17 protein-coding genes, 1 tRNA gene and 1 riboswitch are annotated in these 18892 nt (G+C 73.2%); of the genes, 12 read left to right on the plus strand and 6 right to left on the minus strand.

Annotation, left to right across the window (positions count from 1 at the left end; all coding sequences use genetic code 11):
* The first annotated feature begins 13 nt into the window (after positions 1–13).
* The gene (locus ACZ50K_RS10975; protein ID WP_468901168.1) at positions 14–1381 is read left to right on the plus strand and encodes an aspartate aminotransferase family protein; all 1368 of its coding nucleotides are present in this window, start codon (positions 14–16) and stop codon (positions 1379–1381) included.
* Between the two features lie 19 nt (positions 1382–1400).
* Here the strand turns inward: ACZ50K_RS10975 and ACZ50K_RS10980 are convergent, their stop codons facing one another.
* Positions 1401–2186, minus strand: coding sequence for a tyrosine-protein phosphatase (locus ACZ50K_RS10980; RefSeq protein ID WP_468900516.1), 786 nt, complete (start codon positions 2184–2186; stop codon positions 1401–1403).
* Positions 2187–2436: 250 nt separating this feature from the next.
* A riboswitch (cyclic di-AMP (ydaO/yuaA leader) is annotated at positions 2437–2611 on the plus strand.
* Between the two features lie 2 nt (positions 2612–2613).
* Between ACZ50K_RS10980 and ACZ50K_RS10985 the strand changes: the two genes are divergently transcribed.
* From ACZ50K_RS10985 to ACZ50K_RS10995, 3 genes are all read left to right on the plus strand, one after another.
* Positions 2614–3666, plus strand: coding sequence for a M23 family metallopeptidase (locus ACZ50K_RS10985; protein ID WP_468900519.1), 1053 nt, complete (start codon positions 2614–2616; stop codon positions 3664–3666).
* A gap of 160 nt (positions 3667–3826) precedes the next feature.
* Positions 3827–4618 (plus strand): SGNH/GDSL hydrolase family protein, encoded by a 792-nt coding sequence (locus ACZ50K_RS10990; protein ID WP_468900522.1) that lies wholly within the window; start codon positions 3827–3829, stop codon positions 4616–4618.
* Between the two features lie 103 nt (positions 4619–4721).
* Positions 4722–5921, plus strand: coding sequence for an MBL fold metallo-hydrolase (locus ACZ50K_RS10995; RefSeq protein ID WP_468900525.1), 1200 nt, complete (start codon positions 4722–4724; stop codon positions 5919–5921).
* A 52-nt stretch (positions 5922–5973) separates the two neighbouring features.
* On the opposite strand, the gene ACZ50K_RS11000 is transcribed toward ACZ50K_RS10995, so the two are convergent.
* The 5 genes from ACZ50K_RS11000 to ACZ50K_RS11020 all read right to left on the minus strand — a co-directional run bounded on the left by ACZ50K_RS11000 (position 5974) and on the right by ACZ50K_RS11020 (position 12651).
* Positions 5974–6507: a hypothetical protein gene (locus ACZ50K_RS11000; protein WP_468900528.1), complete on the minus strand. Its 534-nt coding sequence runs from the start codon at positions 6505–6507 to the stop codon at positions 5974–5976.
* Entirely contained in the window at positions 6504–11099 is a 4596-nt protein-coding gene (locus ACZ50K_RS11005; RefSeq protein WP_468900530.1) for a putative T7SS-secreted protein, read from the minus strand. Before ACZ50K_RS11005 ends, ACZ50K_RS11000 begins: the two co-directional genes overlap by 4 nt.
* Positions 11099–11671 (minus strand): hypothetical protein, encoded by a 573-nt coding sequence (locus ACZ50K_RS11010; RefSeq protein ID WP_468900533.1) that lies wholly within the window; start codon positions 11669–11671, stop codon positions 11099–11101. Before ACZ50K_RS11010 ends, ACZ50K_RS11005 begins: the two co-directional genes overlap by 1 nt.
* Entirely contained in the window at positions 11668–12078 is a 411-nt protein-coding gene (locus tag ACZ50K_RS11015) for a hypothetical protein (RefSeq protein ID WP_468900536.1), read from the minus strand. Before ACZ50K_RS11015 ends, ACZ50K_RS11010 begins: the two co-directional genes overlap by 4 nt.
* A 105-nt stretch (positions 12079–12183) precedes the next feature.
* Positions 12184–12651 (minus strand): GNAT family N-acetyltransferase, encoded by a 468-nt coding sequence (locus tag ACZ50K_RS11020; protein ID WP_468900538.1) that lies wholly within the window; start codon positions 12649–12651, stop codon positions 12184–12186.
* Between the two features lie 301 nt (positions 12652–12952).
* Between ACZ50K_RS11020 and ACZ50K_RS11025 the strand changes: the two genes are divergently transcribed.
* From ACZ50K_RS11025 to ACZ50K_RS11060, 8 genes are all read left to right on the plus strand, one after another.
* Positions 12953–14593, plus strand: a complete 1641-nt coding sequence (locus ACZ50K_RS11025; RefSeq protein ID WP_468900541.1) for a sensor histidine kinase — start codon at positions 12953–12955, stop codon at positions 14591–14593.
* 26 nt (positions 14594–14619) lie between these two features.
* Positions 14620–15045 carry a roadblock/LC7 domain-containing protein gene (locus ACZ50K_RS11030; protein WP_468900544.1) on the plus strand — a complete coding sequence of 142 codons (426 nt, stop codon included), beginning with the start codon at positions 14620–14622 and terminating at the stop codon, positions 15043–15045.
* On the plus strand, positions 15042–15431 hold the full coding sequence (locus ACZ50K_RS11035) for a DUF742 domain-containing protein (protein WP_468900546.1): 390 nt from the start codon (positions 15042–15044) through the stop codon (positions 15429–15431). Before ACZ50K_RS11030 ends, ACZ50K_RS11035 begins: the two co-directional genes overlap by 4 nt.
* A complete protein-coding gene (locus tag ACZ50K_RS11040; RefSeq protein ID WP_468900548.1) occupies positions 15409–16005 on the plus strand; it encodes a GTP-binding protein in 597 nt (198 codons plus the stop codon). Before ACZ50K_RS11035 ends, ACZ50K_RS11040 begins: the two co-directional genes overlap by 23 nt.
* On the plus strand, positions 16002–16556 hold the full coding sequence (locus ACZ50K_RS11045) for a GAF domain-containing protein (protein WP_468900551.1): 555 nt from the start codon (positions 16002–16004) through the stop codon (positions 16554–16556). Before ACZ50K_RS11040 ends, ACZ50K_RS11045 begins: the two co-directional genes overlap by 4 nt.
* Before the next feature lie 92 nt (positions 16557–16648).
* Entirely contained in the window at positions 16649–17020 is a 372-nt protein-coding gene (locus tag ACZ50K_RS11050; RefSeq protein ID WP_468900554.1) for an MmcQ/YjbR family DNA-binding protein, read from the plus strand.
* A 121-nt stretch (positions 17021–17141) separates the two neighbouring features.
* Positions 17142–17215: transfer RNA gene (locus ACZ50K_RS11055), tRNA-Pro, on the plus strand.
* A 177-nt stretch (positions 17216–17392) separates the two neighbouring features.
* Positions 17393–18838, plus strand: coding sequence for a glyceraldehyde-3-phosphate dehydrogenase (locus ACZ50K_RS11060; protein ID WP_468900557.1), 1446 nt, complete (start codon positions 17393–17395; stop codon positions 18836–18838).
* Positions 18839–18892: the final 54 nt, after the last annotated feature.

Below are 18892 nucleotides of genomic sequence, written 5' to 3' on the forward strand. Positions count from 1 at the left end.
CGCCCCGTTCGACCTGAGGGCCTTGCTGGCCGAACGGGGCGCGGAACGGTACGAACTGCACGCCCGTCACCTCAACCACCAGTTGCCCCGGATGCTGCGCACCATCGGCTTCGACAAGGTCTACGAACGGGCCGAGGGCGCGCACTTCTGGGACGCCGAGGGGAACGACTACCTCGACATGCTGGCCGGGTTCGGGGTGATGGGCCTGGGCCGGCACCACCCGGTGGTCCGGCGGGCCCTGCACGACGTGCTGGACGCCGGGCTGGCCGATCTGACCCGGTTCGACTGCCAGCCGCTGCCGGGGCTGCTCGCCGAGCGGCTGCTCTCGTACAGCCCGCACCTGGACCGGGTCTTCTTCGGGAACAGCGGCACCGAGGCGGTGGAGACCGCGCTGAAGTTCGCCCGGTACGCCACCGGCCGGCCCAGGGTGCTGTACTGCGCGCACGCCTTCCACGGGCTCACCACGGGCTCCCTCTCGGTCAACGGGGAGAACGGCTTCCGCGAGGGGTTCGCACCGCTGCTGCCCGACACCGAGGTCCCGCTGGGCGACCTCGGGGCGCTGGAGCGGGAACTGCGCAAGGGGGACGTGGCGGCCTTCGTGGTCGAGCCGATCCAGGGCAAGGGGGTCCACGAGGCCCCGCCCGGCTATCTGCTCGCGGCGCAGGAACTGCTGCACCGGCACAAGGCGCTGCTGATCGCCGACGAGGTGCAGACCGGCCTCGGACGGACCGGCGATTTCTACGCGTACCAGCATGAACCCGGCGTGGAGCCGGATCTGGTGTGCGTGGCGAAGGCGCTCTCCGGCGGCTATGTGCCGGTGGGGGCCACCCTGGGCAAGGACTGGATCTTCAAGAAGGTCTACTCGTCCATGGACCGGGTCCTGGTCCACTCGGCGAGCTTCGGTTCCAACGCCCAGGCCATGGCGGCCGGGCTGGCGGTGCTCTCGGTGATGGAGCGGGACGGGGTGGTCGCCAACGCCCGGGCCATGGGCGAGCTGCTGCGCGGCCGGCTGGCCGCGCTGGTGGACGAGTACGAGCTGCTGCACCAGGTGCGCGGCCGCGGGCTGATGATCGGCATCGAGTTCGGCCGGCCCTCCTCGCTGGGCCTGCGCAGCCGCTGGAGCATGCTCCAGGCGGCCCGCAAGGGCCTGTTCGCGCAGATGGTGGTGGTGCCGCTGCTCCAGCGGCACCGGATCCTCACCCAGGTGTCCGGGGACCATCTGGAGGTCATCAAGCTGATCCCGCCGCTGATCGTGGACGAGCGGGACGTGGACCGGTTCGTGACGGCCTTCCGGGCGGTGATGGACGAGGCGCACGCGGGCGGCGGCCTGATGTGGGAGTTCGGCCGCACCCTGGTGAAGCAGGCCGTCGCCCAGCGCTGACGGCCCGCTCCGGCGGGGCTCAGTCCAGCAGCCGGTCGTGCAGCCGGCCGAGGGTAGCGGAGTCGAGTCCGAGGCCCTCGGCGAGGTACCGGGGCACTCCGCCCCACTTCTCGTCGATGGTCTCGAAGGCGGCGTCCAGGTACTCGGCGCGGGCGTCGAAGAGAGGTGCGAGCAGGGCCGTGACCTCGGGGGAGCGGGTCTCGGGGGTGTCCCCGGTGCGGCGCACGCGGTAGCGCCGGTGCGGGGCGTTGGACTCCAGGTAGTCCGCGAGCACCGCCTCCCGCTCCACGCCGAGGGCCAGCAGGGTGACCGCGATCGACAGCCCCGCGCGGTCCTTGCCGGCGGCGCAGTGCATCAGGGCCGGCACGCTGTCCTCGGCCAGCGCGTGCAGCACCCGGGAGTGCTCTGCGGTACGGGTCCGGATGATCTGCCGGTAGGAGGCGGCCATCCGGGCGGCTGCCCGGCCCTCGCCCAGCAGTTCGCGCAGCTGCTCCAGCCGACCGTCCCGGACCATCTTCCAGAACTGTGAGCCGTCCGCCGGGTCGGAGAGCGGAATGCTGACGTTCCGGACACCGGGCAGCGGGACGTCGGGTCCCTCCAGCGCGTGGTCGGCGGCGTTGCGGAAGTCGAAGACGGTGTGGAGCCCGAGCGAGGCGAGGAAGTCCGCATCGGTTTCCGTGGCATGTGCGAGATGTCCGCTTCGAAATAGAACGCCCGATCTGACCCTCCGTCCGTCGACGGTCGACAAACCGCCCACATCACGGAAGTTACGCACTCCGGACAGTTCGGGTATCTGCTGGGTCACCAGGGCTCCTCCGCTTCGGTCCTGCCGGGTGAGGCAGATCATACGGTGACGTTCGGTGGCCGGGCTCCGGCGCCGAATTCCCTGCCAGGGACGGGTGTTGCGCCCATTGCGCGGACTCAGGGTGACCGGAATTCCGTTGATCCATCATCCCGGTGATTCCCCGGGGGAATTCACGGCTTGTTCCCCAAGGCCGAACTGGAATACGGTCACCACCGATCCGGGTGAAACGCCTAATCCTGCCGCCACCCGGAAACCGCACCCGACTCATTCACGTGCGCGGCAGGAGCGGGGGAACCAGGCAGGCCGCCGGACCGGATCTTCTTTATTCCGGGACGGCTCGGGGTGAAGCCGTACATCCGATGTGCGGCCGGACATCTCCAGTCCGAACCCGACAGCTCACCTCGCAGGCGACGGAGAGGAATTCGCGATGCCCGGTAAGGGAAAGCACCGCCGCCCCAAGTCCAGCCCGATCACCCGTGGTTTCGTCGCGGCCGGCACCGGCGGCGCGGCCCTCGCGCTCCCGCTGCTGGGTGCCGCCGGCGCCAACGCGTCCGAACTCCCGGCCGCCCGTGCCGCGGTCCCGGCCACCGTCCCGGCCGCGGCCCCGGCCGCCGCCCTCCCCACGGCGAAGACCACCCCGGCCCCCGCCCAGCGGGCCGCGCACCGCGCCCCGTCCGTCTACACCGTGGCCCCCGGCGACTGCCTCTCGCAGATCGCCCAGGACCGCGGCATAGCCGGCGGCTGGGAGCGTCTCTACGCCGACAACCGCGAGGCCGTGGGCTCCGACCCCTCGCTGATCCACCCCGGCCTCCGACTGGACCTCGCCGGCTCCGGCAAGGCCGTGGCCGAACGGCGGCTGCCCGCCGTCCCGAAGCAGCGCACCGCCGCCACCCCCGAGCGCCAGCGCCCCGCGAGCCCGGCCACCGAACGGGCCTCCACCGAACCGGCATCCGCCGACCGGGGCACGAACGACCGCGGTACCGACGACCAGGGCTCGACCGGACCGGGTACGGGTGACCAGGGTGCGACCGAGCAGGGCTCCACCGGGCAGGAGTCCGGGACGAGCGCCTCCGCCTCCGGCTTCGTGGCCCCGGTCGTCGCCCGGATCAACACCCAGTACAAGGCCAGCGGCAGCATGTGGTCCAGCGGCTCGCACACCGGTGTGGACTTCGGCGCGACCATGGGCACCAGCGTCAAGGCCGTGGGCGCGGGCACCGTGGTCTCGGCCGGCTGGGCCGGCAGCTACGGCAACGAGGTCATCATCCGGCACGCCGACGGCCACTACTCCCAGTACGGCCACATGTCCCAGCTGTCCGTCTCGGTCGGCCAGAGCGTCACCGCCGGCACCCAGGTCGGCCTGGTCGGCTCCACCGGCAACTCCACCGGCCCGCACCTGCACTTCGAGATCCGCACCACCCAGAGCTACGGCTCGGACATCGACCCGCTGGCCTACCTCCGCTCCAAGGGCGTCACCGTCTGACCGGCGGCACCACGGCGGTCCGAGCGGTCCGGGGCCGGGAATCCGAGGCGGATTCCCGGCCCCGCCGTCTATTCCGCCCGACCGGGTGGCAAAGATCACGGTCCGTCAACCCCTGGCTACGGTCGCGTAGGTCACAGGTGTAGGTGAAGGATAAGCCGACGTGGCAGGCGACTCGACGAACTCGACATTCCAGACCATCGGCTCATACGCGGCGATCGGCGACAGCTTCACCGAAGGAGTGGGGGACCCCGGCCCGGGGGACACCTTCCTCGGCTGGGCCGACCGGCTCGCCGTCCTCCTCGCGGACCGCCGCGAGGAACACGACTTCCGCTACGCCAACCTCGCCGTCCGGGGCCGGCTGCTCGACCAGATCGTGGCCGAGCAGGTCCCCAGGGCCCGCGAGCTCGCCCCCGACCTGGTGAGCTTCTGCGCCGGCGGCAACGACATCATCCGCCCCGGCAGCGACCCCGACGACGTCGCCGAACGCTTCGAGGCGGCCGTCGCCGACCTCACCCGGGCGGTCGGCCAGGTCATGATCACCACCGGGTTCGACACCCGCGGCGTACCGGTGCTCCGCCATCTGCGGGGCAAGGTGGCCACCTACAGCGCGCACGTCCGGGCCATCGCCGACCGGTACGACTGCCCGGTCCTCGACCTCTGGTCGCTGAGGTCCGTCCAGGACCGGCGGGCCTGGGACGCCGACCGGCTGCACCTCTCCCCGGAGGGCCACACCCGGGTCGCGCTGCGCGCCGCCCAGGTGCTCGGCCTGGCCGTACCGACCGACCCCGACCAGCCCTGGCCCCCGCTCCGACCGCGCGGCTCGGCCGAGGTCACCCGGGACAATATCCATTGGGCGCGCGAACACCTCGTACCGTGGATCGGGCGGCGGCTGCGCGGGGAATCCTCCGGGGACCACGTGGAGCCCAAGCGACCGGATCTGCTGCCCCTGTGAACACGGGGGCGGGCGCCGGTCCCGGAATCCTCCGGGGCCGGTGCGCGTTGGGAAGGGCAGACACCGCGTGTACCGAACCGCCACCATCCTCCCAGGAGGCGCCTTGACCGGCTCCCGTCCCCTGCGTCAGCGACTGCGCGAGCTGCGCACCGAAGCCTTCGGCGCGGACCCCTCCGGGCCGCGCATGGAGCGCATCCTCAGCTCGCCGAACTTCGCCGACGGGGTGTTCCAGAACCCGGTCGGGGCCCGCACCAGGCCGTCCGGGTCCCGGCGCGAGTTCGCCAAGATCTACTTCCACAAGGAGCAGCGGCTCCGGCGCAGCCCCCAGGCCCCCGTCCCGGTCCACCCGACCACCCTGGCCGATCTGGCGAAACCGCCGGTCAGCGGCCTGCGGGTGACCTGGATGGGCCATTCCAGCGTGCTGGCCGAGATCGACGGGCGCCGGGTGCTCTTCGACCCGGTGTGGGGCGAGCGGTGCTCTCCGTACTCCTTCGCCGGCCCCAAGCGGCTGCACCCGGTCCCGCTGCCGCTGGCCGCGCTCGGACCGGTGGACGCCGTGGTCATCTCGCACGACCACTACGACCATCTGGACCTGCCCACGATCAAGGCCCTGGCCGCCACGGACACCGTCTTCGCCGTCCCGCTCGGCGTCGGCGCCCATCTGGAGCGCTGGGGCGTCCCGCTGTCCCGGATCCGCGAGCTCGACTGGAACGAGAGCGCCGAGATCGCCGGCCTCTCCTTCACCGCCACCCCGGCCCGGCACTTCTGCGGCCGCGGTCTGCGCAACCAGCAGCACACCCTGTGGGCCTCCTGGGTGGTCACCGGGGACCGGCACCGGATCTACCACAGCGGGGACACCGGCTACTTCCCCGGCTTCAAGGAGATCGGCGCCGCCCACGGCCCCTTCGACGCCACCATGATCCAGATCGGCGCCTACAGCGAGTACTGGCCCGACATCCACATGACCCCGCAGGAAGGGGTCCAGGCCCACCTCGACCTCCAGGGCGGCAGCGCCCACGGGGTGCTCCTGCCGATCCACTGGGGCACCTTCAACCTGGCCTTCCACTCCTGGGCCGAACCCGCCGAGTGGACCGCCGACGCGGCGGCCGACGCGGGCCAGCAGGTGGCCTCCCCGCGCCCGGGCGAGCCCTTCGAACCGGCCGGCCCGCTCCCCACCGACCCCTGGTGGCGCTCGGTGTCCCAGCCCCTCACCCACCCCTGGCGCACCGGGGACCCCCGCCCCGAACCGAACCGTCCCACCCCCGAGACCGAGCCCGACCTCGACCTGGCCACCGACCGCTGACCCGCCCCCGCCCCGTCCCACGGGGCGGGGCAGGGCTTCGCCGGCCGCGGGTTCACCGGCCCTCGGTGCGGACCCCGTGGTCCGCACGCGCGGGCGCGCTCAGGCTGACGCTCCAGATGTCGCCGTGGCCCGGCCAGTCCGCACGGTCCTCCTCGGGGTCGTCGACCACCAGGACGGAGACCCCGGTGGCCGGGTTCCGGTACTCCAGGTAGCCGCCCTGGGAGCCGCGCAGCAGGGAGTCCTCGGCGAGCCCGGCCGTGCGGAGGACGGCCGCCACCTCGGTCCACGCCGTGTACGGGGCGAACTCCACCCCGGTCGCCGCCAGCCATTCGGAGGCCAGCTCGGGGCCCTCCGGGAGCCGGTGCAGCTCCAGTGAGCCGCCGGTCAGCACCCAGCCGGGGCCGTCCGAGAAGTACAGCTCGGCCAGCCCGTAGTCCCGCCGGAGCGAGAGGCCGGGCGGGTCCTCCTCCTCGACGTACTCCAGCCGGAGGGCCGGGCCGGCGTCGGCCGGGCCCGAGGCGCCCGCCCGGAGCCCGAACAGGCTGCCGGAGGCCAGCAGGGTGGCGATGAAATCGGGTCCGGTCACGGCCAGTTCTCCAGCTTGTCGATGAGGGCCTGCATCTCGTCCTTGCGGTTGTGGTTGTTGCCCCAGTTGTGGTCCTCCATGTGCTCCTTGGCCGACCGGGCCTTCGCCAGCAGGTCCGCCCGGAGCTTCGGGTCGTTCTCCACGGCCTCCAGGGCCGTCCTGACGCTCTTGTCGGTGGCCCAGCCGGTCTTCAGCCGGATCGGTTCGGCCACCAGTGCCCCGTCCTTGTCTACGCTGATCCGGACCTCGTCCTTGCCCACGTGGATGTGGGCGCCCTTGGTCGCCCAGTCGGGGGCCACCGGGGAGACCTTGACCTTGCAGGGCTTCAGGCCCAGCGGGTCGGCCCACAGGTGCGGGTTGTCCACGTACGCGGCCGGGTTGGGCGCCGGGGCGAGGCCGAGCGGGTCCACGCTCAGATAACGGGCCGTCTCCGGATCGTAGTGCCGGTGCACGTTGTAGTGCAGCCCGGTCTCCGCGTCGAAGTACTGGCCGGGGAACCGCAGTGGGCTGTAGGCGGTGGCCCCGCTGTTCCAGGCGGTGGTGCCCCACACCGTGGAGCGGGCCTGCCAGGCGATCCCGCCGCGTTCGTCGACCAGCTCGCTCGGGGTCCCGATCAGATCGGTGACGATGGCGAAGAACCGGCTGTCCGTCTCCTCCTCGGGTGCCCCCGGTGCACCGGACGCGGCCGGGGCGAGGAGCCGTTCCGTCTGGGCGAGCGGATGGAGGCCGAGGTGGTCCCAGGTGAGGACCACCTGCCCGGCCCGGTCGGCGGTCCGGGTGGTCTGCTCGCACAGGGTGCTGCCGTCCCAGGTGAACAGGGTCTCCTCGGCCACCGCCCCCGCGGCGTCCAGCCGGCGCTTGGCCAGCCGCCGCCCCAGCGGGTCGTAGAGATAGTTCCAGACGGTCCCGTCCGGGGTGGTCACCGAGACGAGCCGGTCCTCGGCGTCCCACCGGTGGGTCCACACCTCCGGCTTCCGGGACAGCCGCTTGCGGATCCGCCGGACCACCCGGCCCTGGCCGTCGTACTCGTACCGGATCCCGCCGGCCTCCGTCACCCGGTTGCCCTCGAAGGAGCGCAGGCCCTCGGACAGTGCCAGGTCCGGGTGCAGCGCGGGCCGGTGCGCGGAGGCCAGGTTGCCGGCCGGGTCGTAGGCGTAGCGTTCCTCCCAGCCCTCGCCGACCGCGGAGGTGATCCGGCCGACCGGGTCCAGGCCGAAGCCGCGCGAGGGTGCGCCGCCGGTGCCCTCCACCGCGCCGAGGAGCCCGTCGGCGCGGTAGTGGTAGCGCCGTCCGCGCACGCTCCGGTCCCCGACCGTGAGCTGCTGTCCCACCAGCCGGCCGACCGGGTCCCAGGTGCTGCCGAGGGTGACCGTCCCGCCGAGGACCCGGCGGGTCTCCTGCCCGGCGGCGTCATGGTGGAAGCGCAGCTCCCGGCCGGCCGAGCCGAGCCGGGTCCGGTTGCCGGCCGCGTCGTACTCCCAGCTGCTGACCGCCCCGGTGGGGGTGGTGCGGCCGGTGCGGCGGCCCAGCTCGTCGTGCTCGAAGCGGAGCACCCGCCCGTCGACGGTCTCCGAGCGGAGCATGCCGTGGCGGTCGCGGAGCCAGGTGAGGGTGGCGTCCGGGCCGACGGCCCGGGCGAGGTCGTCCCCGGGGTCGTACTCGTAGGTGGTGACCCGGCCGTCGGCGTCCTTGCGGAGCACCTGGCCCAGCGCGTTGCGCTCGAACCGGACGGTCTGCCCCAGCCCGTTGGTGCGGCTGAGCAGCTGTCCGGCCGGGTCGTAGGCCCGGGTCAGGGTCCGGCCGTCGAAGTCGGTCTCGGACACCGGCCGGCCCGCGTGGTCGTAGGTGTACGTCCAGGTCAGTCCGGCCGGGTTGGTGACCGACCGGAGCCGCAGGTCGGGGTGGTGGTCGAAGGTGTGCCGGGCGCCGTCCGGGTCGGTCCGGGCGAGCAGCAGGTCGAAGTCCCCGTACTCGTAGGCGGTGGTGCCGCCGGCCGGGTCCCGGTGCCGCAGCAGATTGCCCTCGCCGTCGTACGTCCACCGGGACTCGGTGCCGTCGGGAGCGGTCCGGCGCGCGAGCCGCCCCTCCACGGTCCACTCCAGCCGGGTGGTCTCGCCGAGCGGTCCGGTGACCTCGGTGGGGCGGCCGAAGGCGTCGTAGGCGTAGCGGGTGACGGCTCCCCGGGGGTCGGTGACCTCCACCGGCCGGCCGGTGGAGTCGCACCGGAACCGGGTGGTGTGGCCGAGGGCGTCCGTGGCGGAGGCGATGCCCCCGTGGGCGTCGTAGCCGTACCGGGTGACGGCTCCGGAGGGTGCGGTCTCGGAGAGCAGGTTGCCGTGCTCGTCGAAGGACTGCCGCAGCACCGAGCCGTCGAACCACACGGTCCGGACCGGCGATCCGGCGGCGTCGTACTCGGTGGAGGCGGTGCGGCCGTCCGGGCGGGTCAGGGACAGCCGGCGGCCGTGCTCGTCGTAGCGGCAGCCGGTCACCCGGCCGAGCGGGTCCGTGTGCGACAGCAGGTGGTGGTACCGGTCGTAGGTGTAGCGGCTGGTGGCGCCGGAGGCGTCGGTGTCCGCGACGACCCGGGACCGGTGGTCGACCGTGTACCGGCGCCGGTGCCCCAGGGCGTCGGTGACGGTGGTCGCCCCGTCCTCGTAGGCGAACCGGGTGTGCAGCCGGCCGCCGACCCCGCGCTGGGAGACGCAGCGGTCCCGTTCGTCGAGGACGTAGTCGAAGCGGTGGCCGTTGGTGTCGGTCCAGGAGGTGATCCGGCCCTGCTCGTCGCAGTCGAACCGGAGCGGCCGACCGGAGGAGTCGACCACCTCGGTGAGGTGTCCGCCGGTGTAGCCGTAGTCGAGCACCCGCCCGCCGCCGGCCAGCGAGAGGGAGGTGATCCGGCCCCCGGCCGTCTCGAACAGCACCCGGTAGCCGCCGCTGTGGACGAGGCCGAGCGGGGTCCCCTCCGCGTCGAACTCCACGTCCACCGTGTTGCCGTTCCGGTCGCCGATCCGGGAGAGCCTGGCGGTGCCCCCGGCCGGGTCCTGGACCTCGAACCGCCGGTGCACGCCCTGCTCGGGGTCGGTGACGGTGTAGACCAGGCCGTCCGGATCGCGCTCCAGCGGCCAGCGCCGGCCGTGCGAGGGCAGCACCGGAAGCCCGGGGGCCGGGTGCGGGTACAGCTGGATGCCGCCGTCCTCGCGGACCAGCACCACACCCTCGGGGTCGATCTCCAGCCGGGCGTCCACGGTGCTCGCCCAGGCGGGCCCGAACCAGCGGCCGGCCCGGTACGAGGAGTCGTAGGTCCGCTCGAAGAGCAGCGGCAGGGTGCCGGGCAGCGCCAGGTCGGTCTGCGGGAGCAGCACGTGCCCGGTGGCCACGTCCACCGGGTCGCCCGCGCACACCTTGTCGGTGCCGCAGCGGGCGGGCCCGTCCGGGCCGTCCCGGTCGGTCCGGGTCCGGCCCGGCCCCTTGCCCGGCCCCTTGAGGTCCTCGGCGATGCGGGCGGCGCGGGTGCCGGTGCGGACGGCGCCGAGGCCCTTGGTGCCGACGAGTTCGGGCAGCAGCTTGCCGATGCCCTCGGAGGGGTCCTTCATGAACTGGTCGAGCATGGCCTTGCCGGTGCCCAGGGGGTCGTTGGCGGCGGTGGCCAGGCCGGTGACGGTGGAGTTGAGGTTGGTGAGGTACTCGGCGGGGTGGGTGATGTTGTACGGGTCGGTGGGGTTGACCGAGCGGACGAAGTTGACCAGGCCGGCGGTGCCCTTGACGATGCCGCCGCCGACGTGGTTCAGGTCGATCTGGAGTCCTTGGAGGCCGTCCATCGCCTGGTCCGCGTAGGAGGGCTTGGGCGGTGCCGCGTCCCGGGCGGCGGCCAGCGCCGTCTTGGCGGTCTCGGCGGCCTCGTTGCGCTGCTTGCGGGCCTCGATCACCTTGTCGTAGGCGGCCTTGATCCCGGCGGTGCCCGGGTCGGTGAACCCGGCGGGCCTGGGCGGCAGGTCGTCCTTCTCCGCCTTGACGGCGTCGTTGTAGGCGTCGACCTTGTCGTTGTAGGCGGTGCGGGCGGTCTCGGAGGCCTTCTTGGCCTTCTTGTACTCCTCGATCGCCTCCCTGGCCTGGCCCTGCGCCCATTCCACGGTCTCGGCGAACCGGGTGAGGGCGCCCTCGGCCTTCTCGAAGGCGTCGGCGGCCTTGAACCACTTGGGGGGCTGCTTGGCGACGTGCTCGGCGTAGGACTGGGCGGTGACGCCCTTGATGGCGTCGGAGTCCAGGCCCTTGATCCCGTTGCCGACCTTGTCGAAGTTGGTGCGGAAGTCGGTGAGGTGCTTGGCGTTCTCGCGGATCTTCGAGACGCTGCCGTAGACGATCTTCTTGGGGTCCTCGGTCTGGTCCAGCTCCAGTTCGGCGACCTCGGCGCCCATGGTGTTGGCCAGCGAGCGGCTCTTGTCGCGGATCCAGTCGGCGCCGTCGTCCCAGCCGGCGTCCTCGGCGAGGTCGGCGGTCTTGTCGCCCAGCCATTCGACCCCGTCGCCGATGCCCTCGACGGCCTTCTCGCCGGCGTCCTCGATGAAGTCGGGTGTGAAGTCCCGCCAGCCCATCAGCCGTTGCCCCCGCCGTTGCCCTTGGCCTGCTCCAACAGGTCGTTGAGGGAGCCGATCCGGCCGTTCTCCTTCAGGGTGTCACCGGTCTGGCTCCAGTTGTCGCCGACGTCCTTCTGCATCTGCTCGAAGGACTCGGCGCTGTAGTCCGGCTTGTAGACCTCCCACGGGGGCCGGGCGATGTCCCCCCAGGACTTCTTCTCGATGTCGTCCTCGTTCGCGTGCGGGTTGCCGTAGAGGGAGTTCACCCCGACCTTGAAGGCGCCCTGGATGTACTGGTCCTCCTCCCACATGGTGCCCGCCGCGATCCCGAGCTTCCCGGCGAGGGTGCTGGCGTCCTGCACCAGGGCCCGCACCCCCCACTCCCAGCGCTCGGCGAAGTCCTCGAAGAGATCGGCGACCCCCGGGTGCCCGGCCTCCATGCCGGTCATCGCCAGGGACTCGAAGCCGGCCCCCATGGAGGCGCCGCCCGCGGTGCCGATCTCGCGGAGACCGCCGATCGCCCCGCGCAGACCGTCGGTGATGTTCTTGACCGCGCCCTTGTCGAGCGCCAGGTCCTCGTTCCCGCTCACCGGTCCCCCTCCGGTCCGCCCCCGAACGCCCCGGCGTCCACCGCGGCCGGGTCCGGGACGATCCCGGCCACCGGCGGGAACAGCATCGAACCGTCCCCGTCGGCCACGTCCACGGCCACTCCGGTCGGGCCGTCCTGCTCGGGGACCACCGCGTCCACCAGCCGGGCGCCCAGGACGGACAGGAATTCCAGCTCCTCGTGCGGGGGCAGACCGCGCAGCTCCGCGAACCGGGCCAGCGCGGCCTCGTCGGTGAACGCGTAGATCCAGCGCACCCCGCCCTGGAAGCCGGACATCATCCCGCCGCCGGCCAGCGGGACCAGCAGCGCGGTCCGCCGGAACTCCCCGACCAGCGCGCCCGGCTCGCCCTCCCCGGCGCGTATCCGGGCGATCTCCTCCACCAAACCCATGACCAGGCCCCCGTTCGTCCGGCCGTCCAAACTACGCCATGGCCCGAACCCGCCCAAGCCGCGGGTCCGGGCGCGGTCCGGGCCGTCTCAGCCGTCTCAGCCGGCTCAGTCGGCCCGGACCACGCCCGGGGCCATGTCGTAGGTGACCCACATGGTCCGGGTGGCCACCCGGTCGTACTTGGCGCGGGCCCGGTGGTTGTCGTCCGCGGTGATCCAGCGGACCACGCTCCACCCCCGCTCGGCGGCGATCTCGCCCAGCCGGGCCAGCAGCAGGTCGGCGGCCCCGGAGCCGCGGTGCGCCGGGTCCACGAACAGGTCGTCCAGCCAGCAGCCGGTGCTCGCCGCCAGCGGGCGGGCGAACGGCCGGTAGTGGGCCAGCCCGACCAGCCGGCCCTCGGAGTCCTCCGCCACCAGCGCGTTCACCTCGTGCCCGGGGTCGTGGACCCAGGACCACACCAGGGCGGCCGCCTCCTCGGTCTGCTCCACCCGGTAGAACTCGGCGTAGCCCCGGTACAGGGGCCGCCAGCGGTCGAAGTCCTCGGGGCGGGCGGTGCGGACGGTCAGATCGGACATGCGGAAGGCTCCAGGGCTCGGAATCGGCTGCCGGCCGGACCGAGTGCGGCGGCCGGCCGGACACGATCATCGCGCAGCCGCCCGGGACCCCGACGGCCACCCTGCCGCCCGCCCGCCGCCCGCCCGCCGGGGGCGCAATCGGGCTGCCGTACGAGCGCTCCACCGCAAGCGGGAAGCCCGGCGGCGAAGTTCCCCAACTCGCCTCCGGGCGCGTGAGGATGCGGTCTAGCGTGGGTAACCGGTGATCAACACCGGGCCACCGGACCGTCCCGGGCCCGGGCCACACGTACCGAGGACGCCGATGTCCGGACCCCGTGCCGCCGCCCGTCACACCCCGTCCAAGCACGCCGTCGGCGGTCCCGGCCGGCCGATACGGCCCCAGTTGATCCGCGCCGCCCTGCTGCCCACCCTGGCCGCCGCCCTCAGCGGTGCCGCCGCCGTCATCTTCACCCTCCAACTGGGCGGCGGCGCCGGCCACCGGGACCCCCGGCTGTGGCCGGTGCTGGGCGGCTGCGCCCTGCTGGTGGCCGGGGCACTGGCCGCCGCGCTGCTCGGTGCCGAACGGGCCGGCCGCACCGTACGCGAGCGCTGCGAGGCACTGCGCCGGTCCAGTGTCCGGGGCCGACAGGAGCTGCGGGCCAACGCCGAACGGCTGGAGCGGGGCGAACCGGCCATCAGGTCCGTACGGTCCCCGGGGACCGGGACCGCTGCCGGGACCCGGTCCGGAACCGGTGCCGGACCGGGCCCCGGCGGGCGGAGCCGGGCCGCGGCCCGGGACGAGTTCTGGCCGCTCTCCCAGGAGCTGAGGGGCGCCCGGGACCTGGCCCAGAGCACCCTGACCCGGCTGGCCGGCCCGGTGGAGCGGTCCGACGGCGAACGGAAGGTGGAGGTGTCCGCCAACCTGGCCCGCCGTCTCCAGTCCCTGGTCCACCGGGAGATCGCGCTGCTGGACGGGCTGGAGGACACCGTCGAGGACCCCGACCTGCTCCGGGAGCTCTTCCGGGTCGACCACCTCGCCACCCGGATCCGCCGGCACTCCGAGAACCTGGCGGTCCTCGGCGGCGCCGCGTCCCGCCGGCAGTGGACCCGGCCGGTGGACCTGGGCGAGGTGCTGCGCTCGGCGGTCGCCGAGGTGGAGCAGTACACCCGGGTGAAGGTGGTCCCGCCGACGGGCGGGACCGTGCGCGGGCACGCCGTCGCCGACGTGGTGCACCTGATGGCCGAACTGGTGGAGAACGCCACGGTGTTCTCCACCCCCGACACCGACGTGGTGCTGCGGGCGGAGCGGGTCACCGCCGGCATCGCGGTGGAGGTGGAGGACCGGGGGCCGGGCATGCCCCCGGCCGAACAGCACCGGATGAACGCCCTGCTCGGCGACCCGGAACGGACCGAGGCGGGCCGACTGCTGGCGGACGGCCGGATCGGACTGTACGTGGTGTCCGCGCTGGCCCGCCGGCACGGGATCGCCGTGGAGCTCAAGTCCAACATCTACGGCGGGGTCCTGGCGGTGCTGGTCCTGCCGAGGGAGCTGCTCGGCGCCCATCCCTCCGCCACCGAGCGCACCGGCTCCTCCTCTCTGCTGGAACCGGCCCGGATCCCCGCGCCCCCGTCCGTCGTCCCGCAGCGCCCGCCGGCCGAGCCCCCGGTCCCGGCCGGCGGCGCCGAGCCGCGGCCGGGGCTGCCGCGGCGGCGGGCCCAGACCCATGTCGCCCCGCAGCTGCGCGAACCGGCCGCGCCCCGGCGGGCCGCCGCCGGGGCGGAGCCGGGCCCCGTGCACGACCCGGGGCTGATGGCCGCCTTCCAGCAGGGCTTCGCCCTCGCGGACACCCCGGCCGCCCCGGGCCCCTCCCCGGCCGCCGGTCCCGTACCGGCCGCCGAGCACATGGCGGCCCCCGGCCCCGCCCCGGCCCCCGGCCCCGTACCGGCACGGAACCCGTCATGACCACCGAGCGCACAGGAGCCCCGCCGATGACCCGACCGTCCGATCTGGACTGGCTGCTGAGCGGACTGGTCCAGCGCGTCCCGTACGCCCGCAGCGCGGTGCTGCTCACCGCGGACGGGCTGGTGACCTGCCGGCACGGGATCGACCCGGACAGCGCCGACCACCTGGCGGCCCTCGCCTCCGGCCTGTACTCGCTCGGCCGCAGCGCCGGCGCCCGGTTCGCCGGGGACGCCGAGGTGCGGCAGGTGGTGGTGGAACTCGACTCGGCACTGCTGTTCGTCTCCGCCGCGGGTGCCGGCACCGCCCTGGTGGTGCTCGCCGGACGGGAGGCCGACGCCGGGGTCCTCGGCTACGAGATGGCCGTCCTGGTCCGGAGCGTCCGCCCCTATCTGGCGGCCCCGCCGCGCCGCCGGGACACCGCCCCCGCCGGGTCGACGGCGGTCCCCGAATGACCACCCGGGCCGGCCGTGCCGATCCGCCCTGGCTGGACGACACCGCGGGCCGGGTGACCCGGCCGTACACGGCGAGCGGCGGCCGCACCCGCCCCGCCGTCGCCCTCGACCTGCTGTCCCAGGTCACCGCGACCGGGATCCGCCCGAGGCCCGCCCCCGGACCCGACCACACGCTCGTCCTGCGGCTGTGCGCGGGCACCGCCGCGATCTCGGTGGCCGAGCTCGCCGCCCGGCTGCGGCTGCCCGCGACCGTGGTCAAGGTGCTGGTCTCCGACCTCGTCCAGGCCGGCGCGGTGACCGCCCGGGCCCCGCACTTCCCCGACCGGCCGGCCGATGACCAGTCCCTGCTGAAGGCGGTGCTCGATGGTCTGCGCAGAAGGCTCTGAGGCCCCGGCCCCGGCACCCCCGGCCACCCTGAAGATCCTGGTCGCGGGAGGTTTCGGGGCGGGCAAGACCACCTTCGTCGGGGCGGTCAGCGAGATCCCGCCGCTGAGCACCGAGGAACTGATCAGCGGCCCCGGCGAGGACACCGACCCGCTCGACGGGATCGCCGCCAAGACCACCACCACGGTGGCCCTGGACTTCGGCCGGATCACCCTCGACGGCCGGCACGCCCTCTATCTGTTCGGCACGCCCGGGCAGGAGCGGTTCTGGTTCCTGTGGGAGGAGCTGTCCGTGGGCGCCCTCGGCGCGGTGGTGCTCGCCGACACCCGGCGGCTCGGCGACTGCTTCGCCGCCGTCGACTTCTTCGAACGCCGGGGCATCGGCTTCGTCGTCGCCGTCAACGAGTTCGACGGCGCCCACCGCTACACCGCCGAGGAGGTCCGCGAGGCGGTCGGCCTCCCGCCCGAGGTGCCGGTCGTCCGCTGCGACGCCCGGCGCACCGCCTCCGGCACGGGCATCCTCGCGGAGCTCGTCCGGCACCTGCTGACCACGGCCCGGGGGGAACGCGCACCATGACCTACCAAGAACCCGGCGGCCATCCGCCGGTACTGCTCCTCCCGGTGGACCGGGAGGCCCCGGCCCGGACCCTGCGGCTGCGCGAGCTGGGGCTGGGCGAACGCGCCGATCCGGAACTGGACGCCTTCGCCCGGCGGGTCGCCGAGACCGCCGGCACCCCCTGCGCGGGGGTCAACTTCGTCGGCGAGGAGCGCCAGTTCTTCGCCGGACTGCACCACGGCCCGGACGCCCCGGGCCGCGGCTACCCGGCCCGGGCCCTGGCCCGGGACCAGGGCTACTGCCCGTACGTGGTGGTGCGCCGGCGGGCGCTGGTGCTGGAGGACGTCCGGGACTTCGCCCGGTTCGCCGGGAACCCGGTGGTGGACGGCAGCGGGGTCCGCGCCTACCTGGGCGCTCCGCTCACCGACCGGCGCGGGGTGGTGCTGGGGACCGTGTGCGCGGTCGACCTGGCCCCGCGCCGCTGGGGTCAGGACGGACTCGCCGTGATCAAGGCCCTGGCCGCCGAACTCGTCGGCCGGATCCACCGCCGGGAGGACGCCGGAGGCTGGTGACCACCCCGTCCGGGCCCCGGCCGCCCGCGCCGCCGACCGCCTGTCGGTGCCGGGGTCTACCGTCGGTACCCGGAGAGACGGAGGCCCCTGTCATGCCGATGACCGCCGAGGACGTGCGGACGATCGCACTGTCGCTGCCGGACAGCACCGAGAAGCCCGCCTGGGGGATGCCGACGTTCCGGGTGGCCGGGAAGATGTTCGCCGCCATCGCGGACGACGACACCTCCATCGGGGTGAAGTGTCCCCAGGAGGACCGGGCCGAGCTGATCGCCGCCGAGCCGGAGAAGTTCTTCCTCCGCGCGGGCCACGACGACAACTACGCCTGGCTGCGGGTCCGCCTCGCGGCCCTGGAGGACGCCGCCGAACTGCGGGCGATCCTGGCCGACGCATGGCGCCAGGCCGCCCCCAAGCGGCTGGCCGCCGCCCACCCCGAGCTCGGCGCGGCGGCGGCCCAGGACGGCTGACCTGCGGCCCGCCGCGCGGGCGCCGGAGCGCCCGGCGCAAAAGGTGCGCGCGAGGACCCCGCGGAGTGCGGTATCGTTCTCCTGCGCGTTCAACCAGGGGAAACCCCAGGTCAACGGGCATCGGGACGTGGCGCAGCTTGGTAGCGCACTTGACTGGGGGTCAAGGGGTCGCAGGTTCAAATCCTGTCGTCCCGACGGTGTTCCACACACGTCGGAAGCATGTAAGAGGCCGTTCTCTCATCGGATGAGAGAACGGCCTTTTTGCGTGTCCGGGCCCGGATTGCGATCGGATTTCGATCGGGGGGACCGCTGGGGCGCAAGAAATCCGGTCGGGTTAGCATATGAGCGCCGCCTAGCTCGAAAGATGGACCTGTGACTGTCAACGAGGACTCGTTCACCAACTGGAAAAACCGCGAAGAGATCGCGGAATCGATGATCCCGATCATCGGGAAGCTCCACCGGGAGCGGGACGTCACGATCCTGCTGCACAGCCGCTCCCTGGTGAACAAGTCAGTGGTCAGCATCCTCAAGACCCACCGCTTCGCCCGTCAGATCGACGGCGAGGAGCTCTCGGTCACCGAGACCCTGCCGTTCCTGCAGGTGCTCACCACCCTGGACCTGGGCCCGTCCCAGATCGACATCGGCATGCTCGCCGCCACGTACAAGACCGACGACCGCGGGCTGTCCGTGGCCGAGTTCACCGCCGAGGCCGTCGCCGGCGCCACCGGTGACAACAAGATCGAGCGCCGCGAGTCCCGTGACGTCGTGCTCTACGGCTTCGGCCGCATCGGCCGCCTGGTGGCCCGCCTGCTGGTCGAGAAGGCCGGCTCCGGCAACGGCCTGCGGCTGCGCGCCATCGTCGTCCGCCAGGGCGGCGACCAGGACATCGTCAAGCGCGCCTCGCTGCTGCGCCGCGACTCCATCCACGGCCAGTTCCAGGGCACCATCACCGTGGACGAGGCCACCAACACGATCATCGCCAACGGCAACGCCATCAAGGTGATCTACGCCAACGACCCCTCCGAGGTCGACTACACGGCGCACGGCATCAAGAACGCCATCCTGATCGACAACACCGGCAAGTGGCGCGACCGCGAGGGCCTCTCCAAGCACCTGCGCCCCGGTATCGAGAAGGTCGTGCTGACCGCCCCGGGCAAGGGCGACGTCCCGAACATCGTCCACGGCGTCAACCACGACATGATCAAGCCGGACGAGCAGATCCTGTCCTGCGCCTCCTGCACCACCAACGCCATCGTCCCGCCCCTCAAGGCCATGGACGACGAGTACGGCGTGCTGCGCGGCCACGTCGAGACGGTCCACTCGTTCACCAACGACCAGAACCTGCTCGACAACTACCACAAGGCCGACCGCCGGGGCCGTTCCGCGCCGCTGAACATGGTCATCACGGAGACCGGTGCGGCCTCCGCCGTCGCCAAGGCCCTCCCGGACCTCAAGGCGCCGATCACCGGCAGCTCGATCCGCGTCCCCGTCCCGGACGTCTCGATCGCGATCCTCAGCCTGCGGCTGGGCCGCGAGACCACCCGGGAGGAGGTCCTGGAGTACCTCCGCGACGTCTCGCTGAACTCCCCGCTGAAGCGCCAGATCGACTTCACCACCGCGCCCGACGCCGTCTCCATGGACTTCGTCGGCTCCCGCCACGCCTCGATCGTGGACGCCGGCGCGACCAAGGTCGACGGGGACAACGCGATCCTCTACCTCTGGTACGACAACGAGTTCGGCTACTCCTGCCAGGTCATCCGGGTCGTCCAGCACGTCTCCGGGGTCGAGTACCCGACCTACCCGGTCCCCGGCGTCTGATCACCGCCCGACCGGCACCGCGCGAAGGCCGTCTCCCCGTCCGGGAGGCGGCCT

It is taken from the genome of Streptomyces sp. NPDC033845 (genome assembly GCF_055576225.1).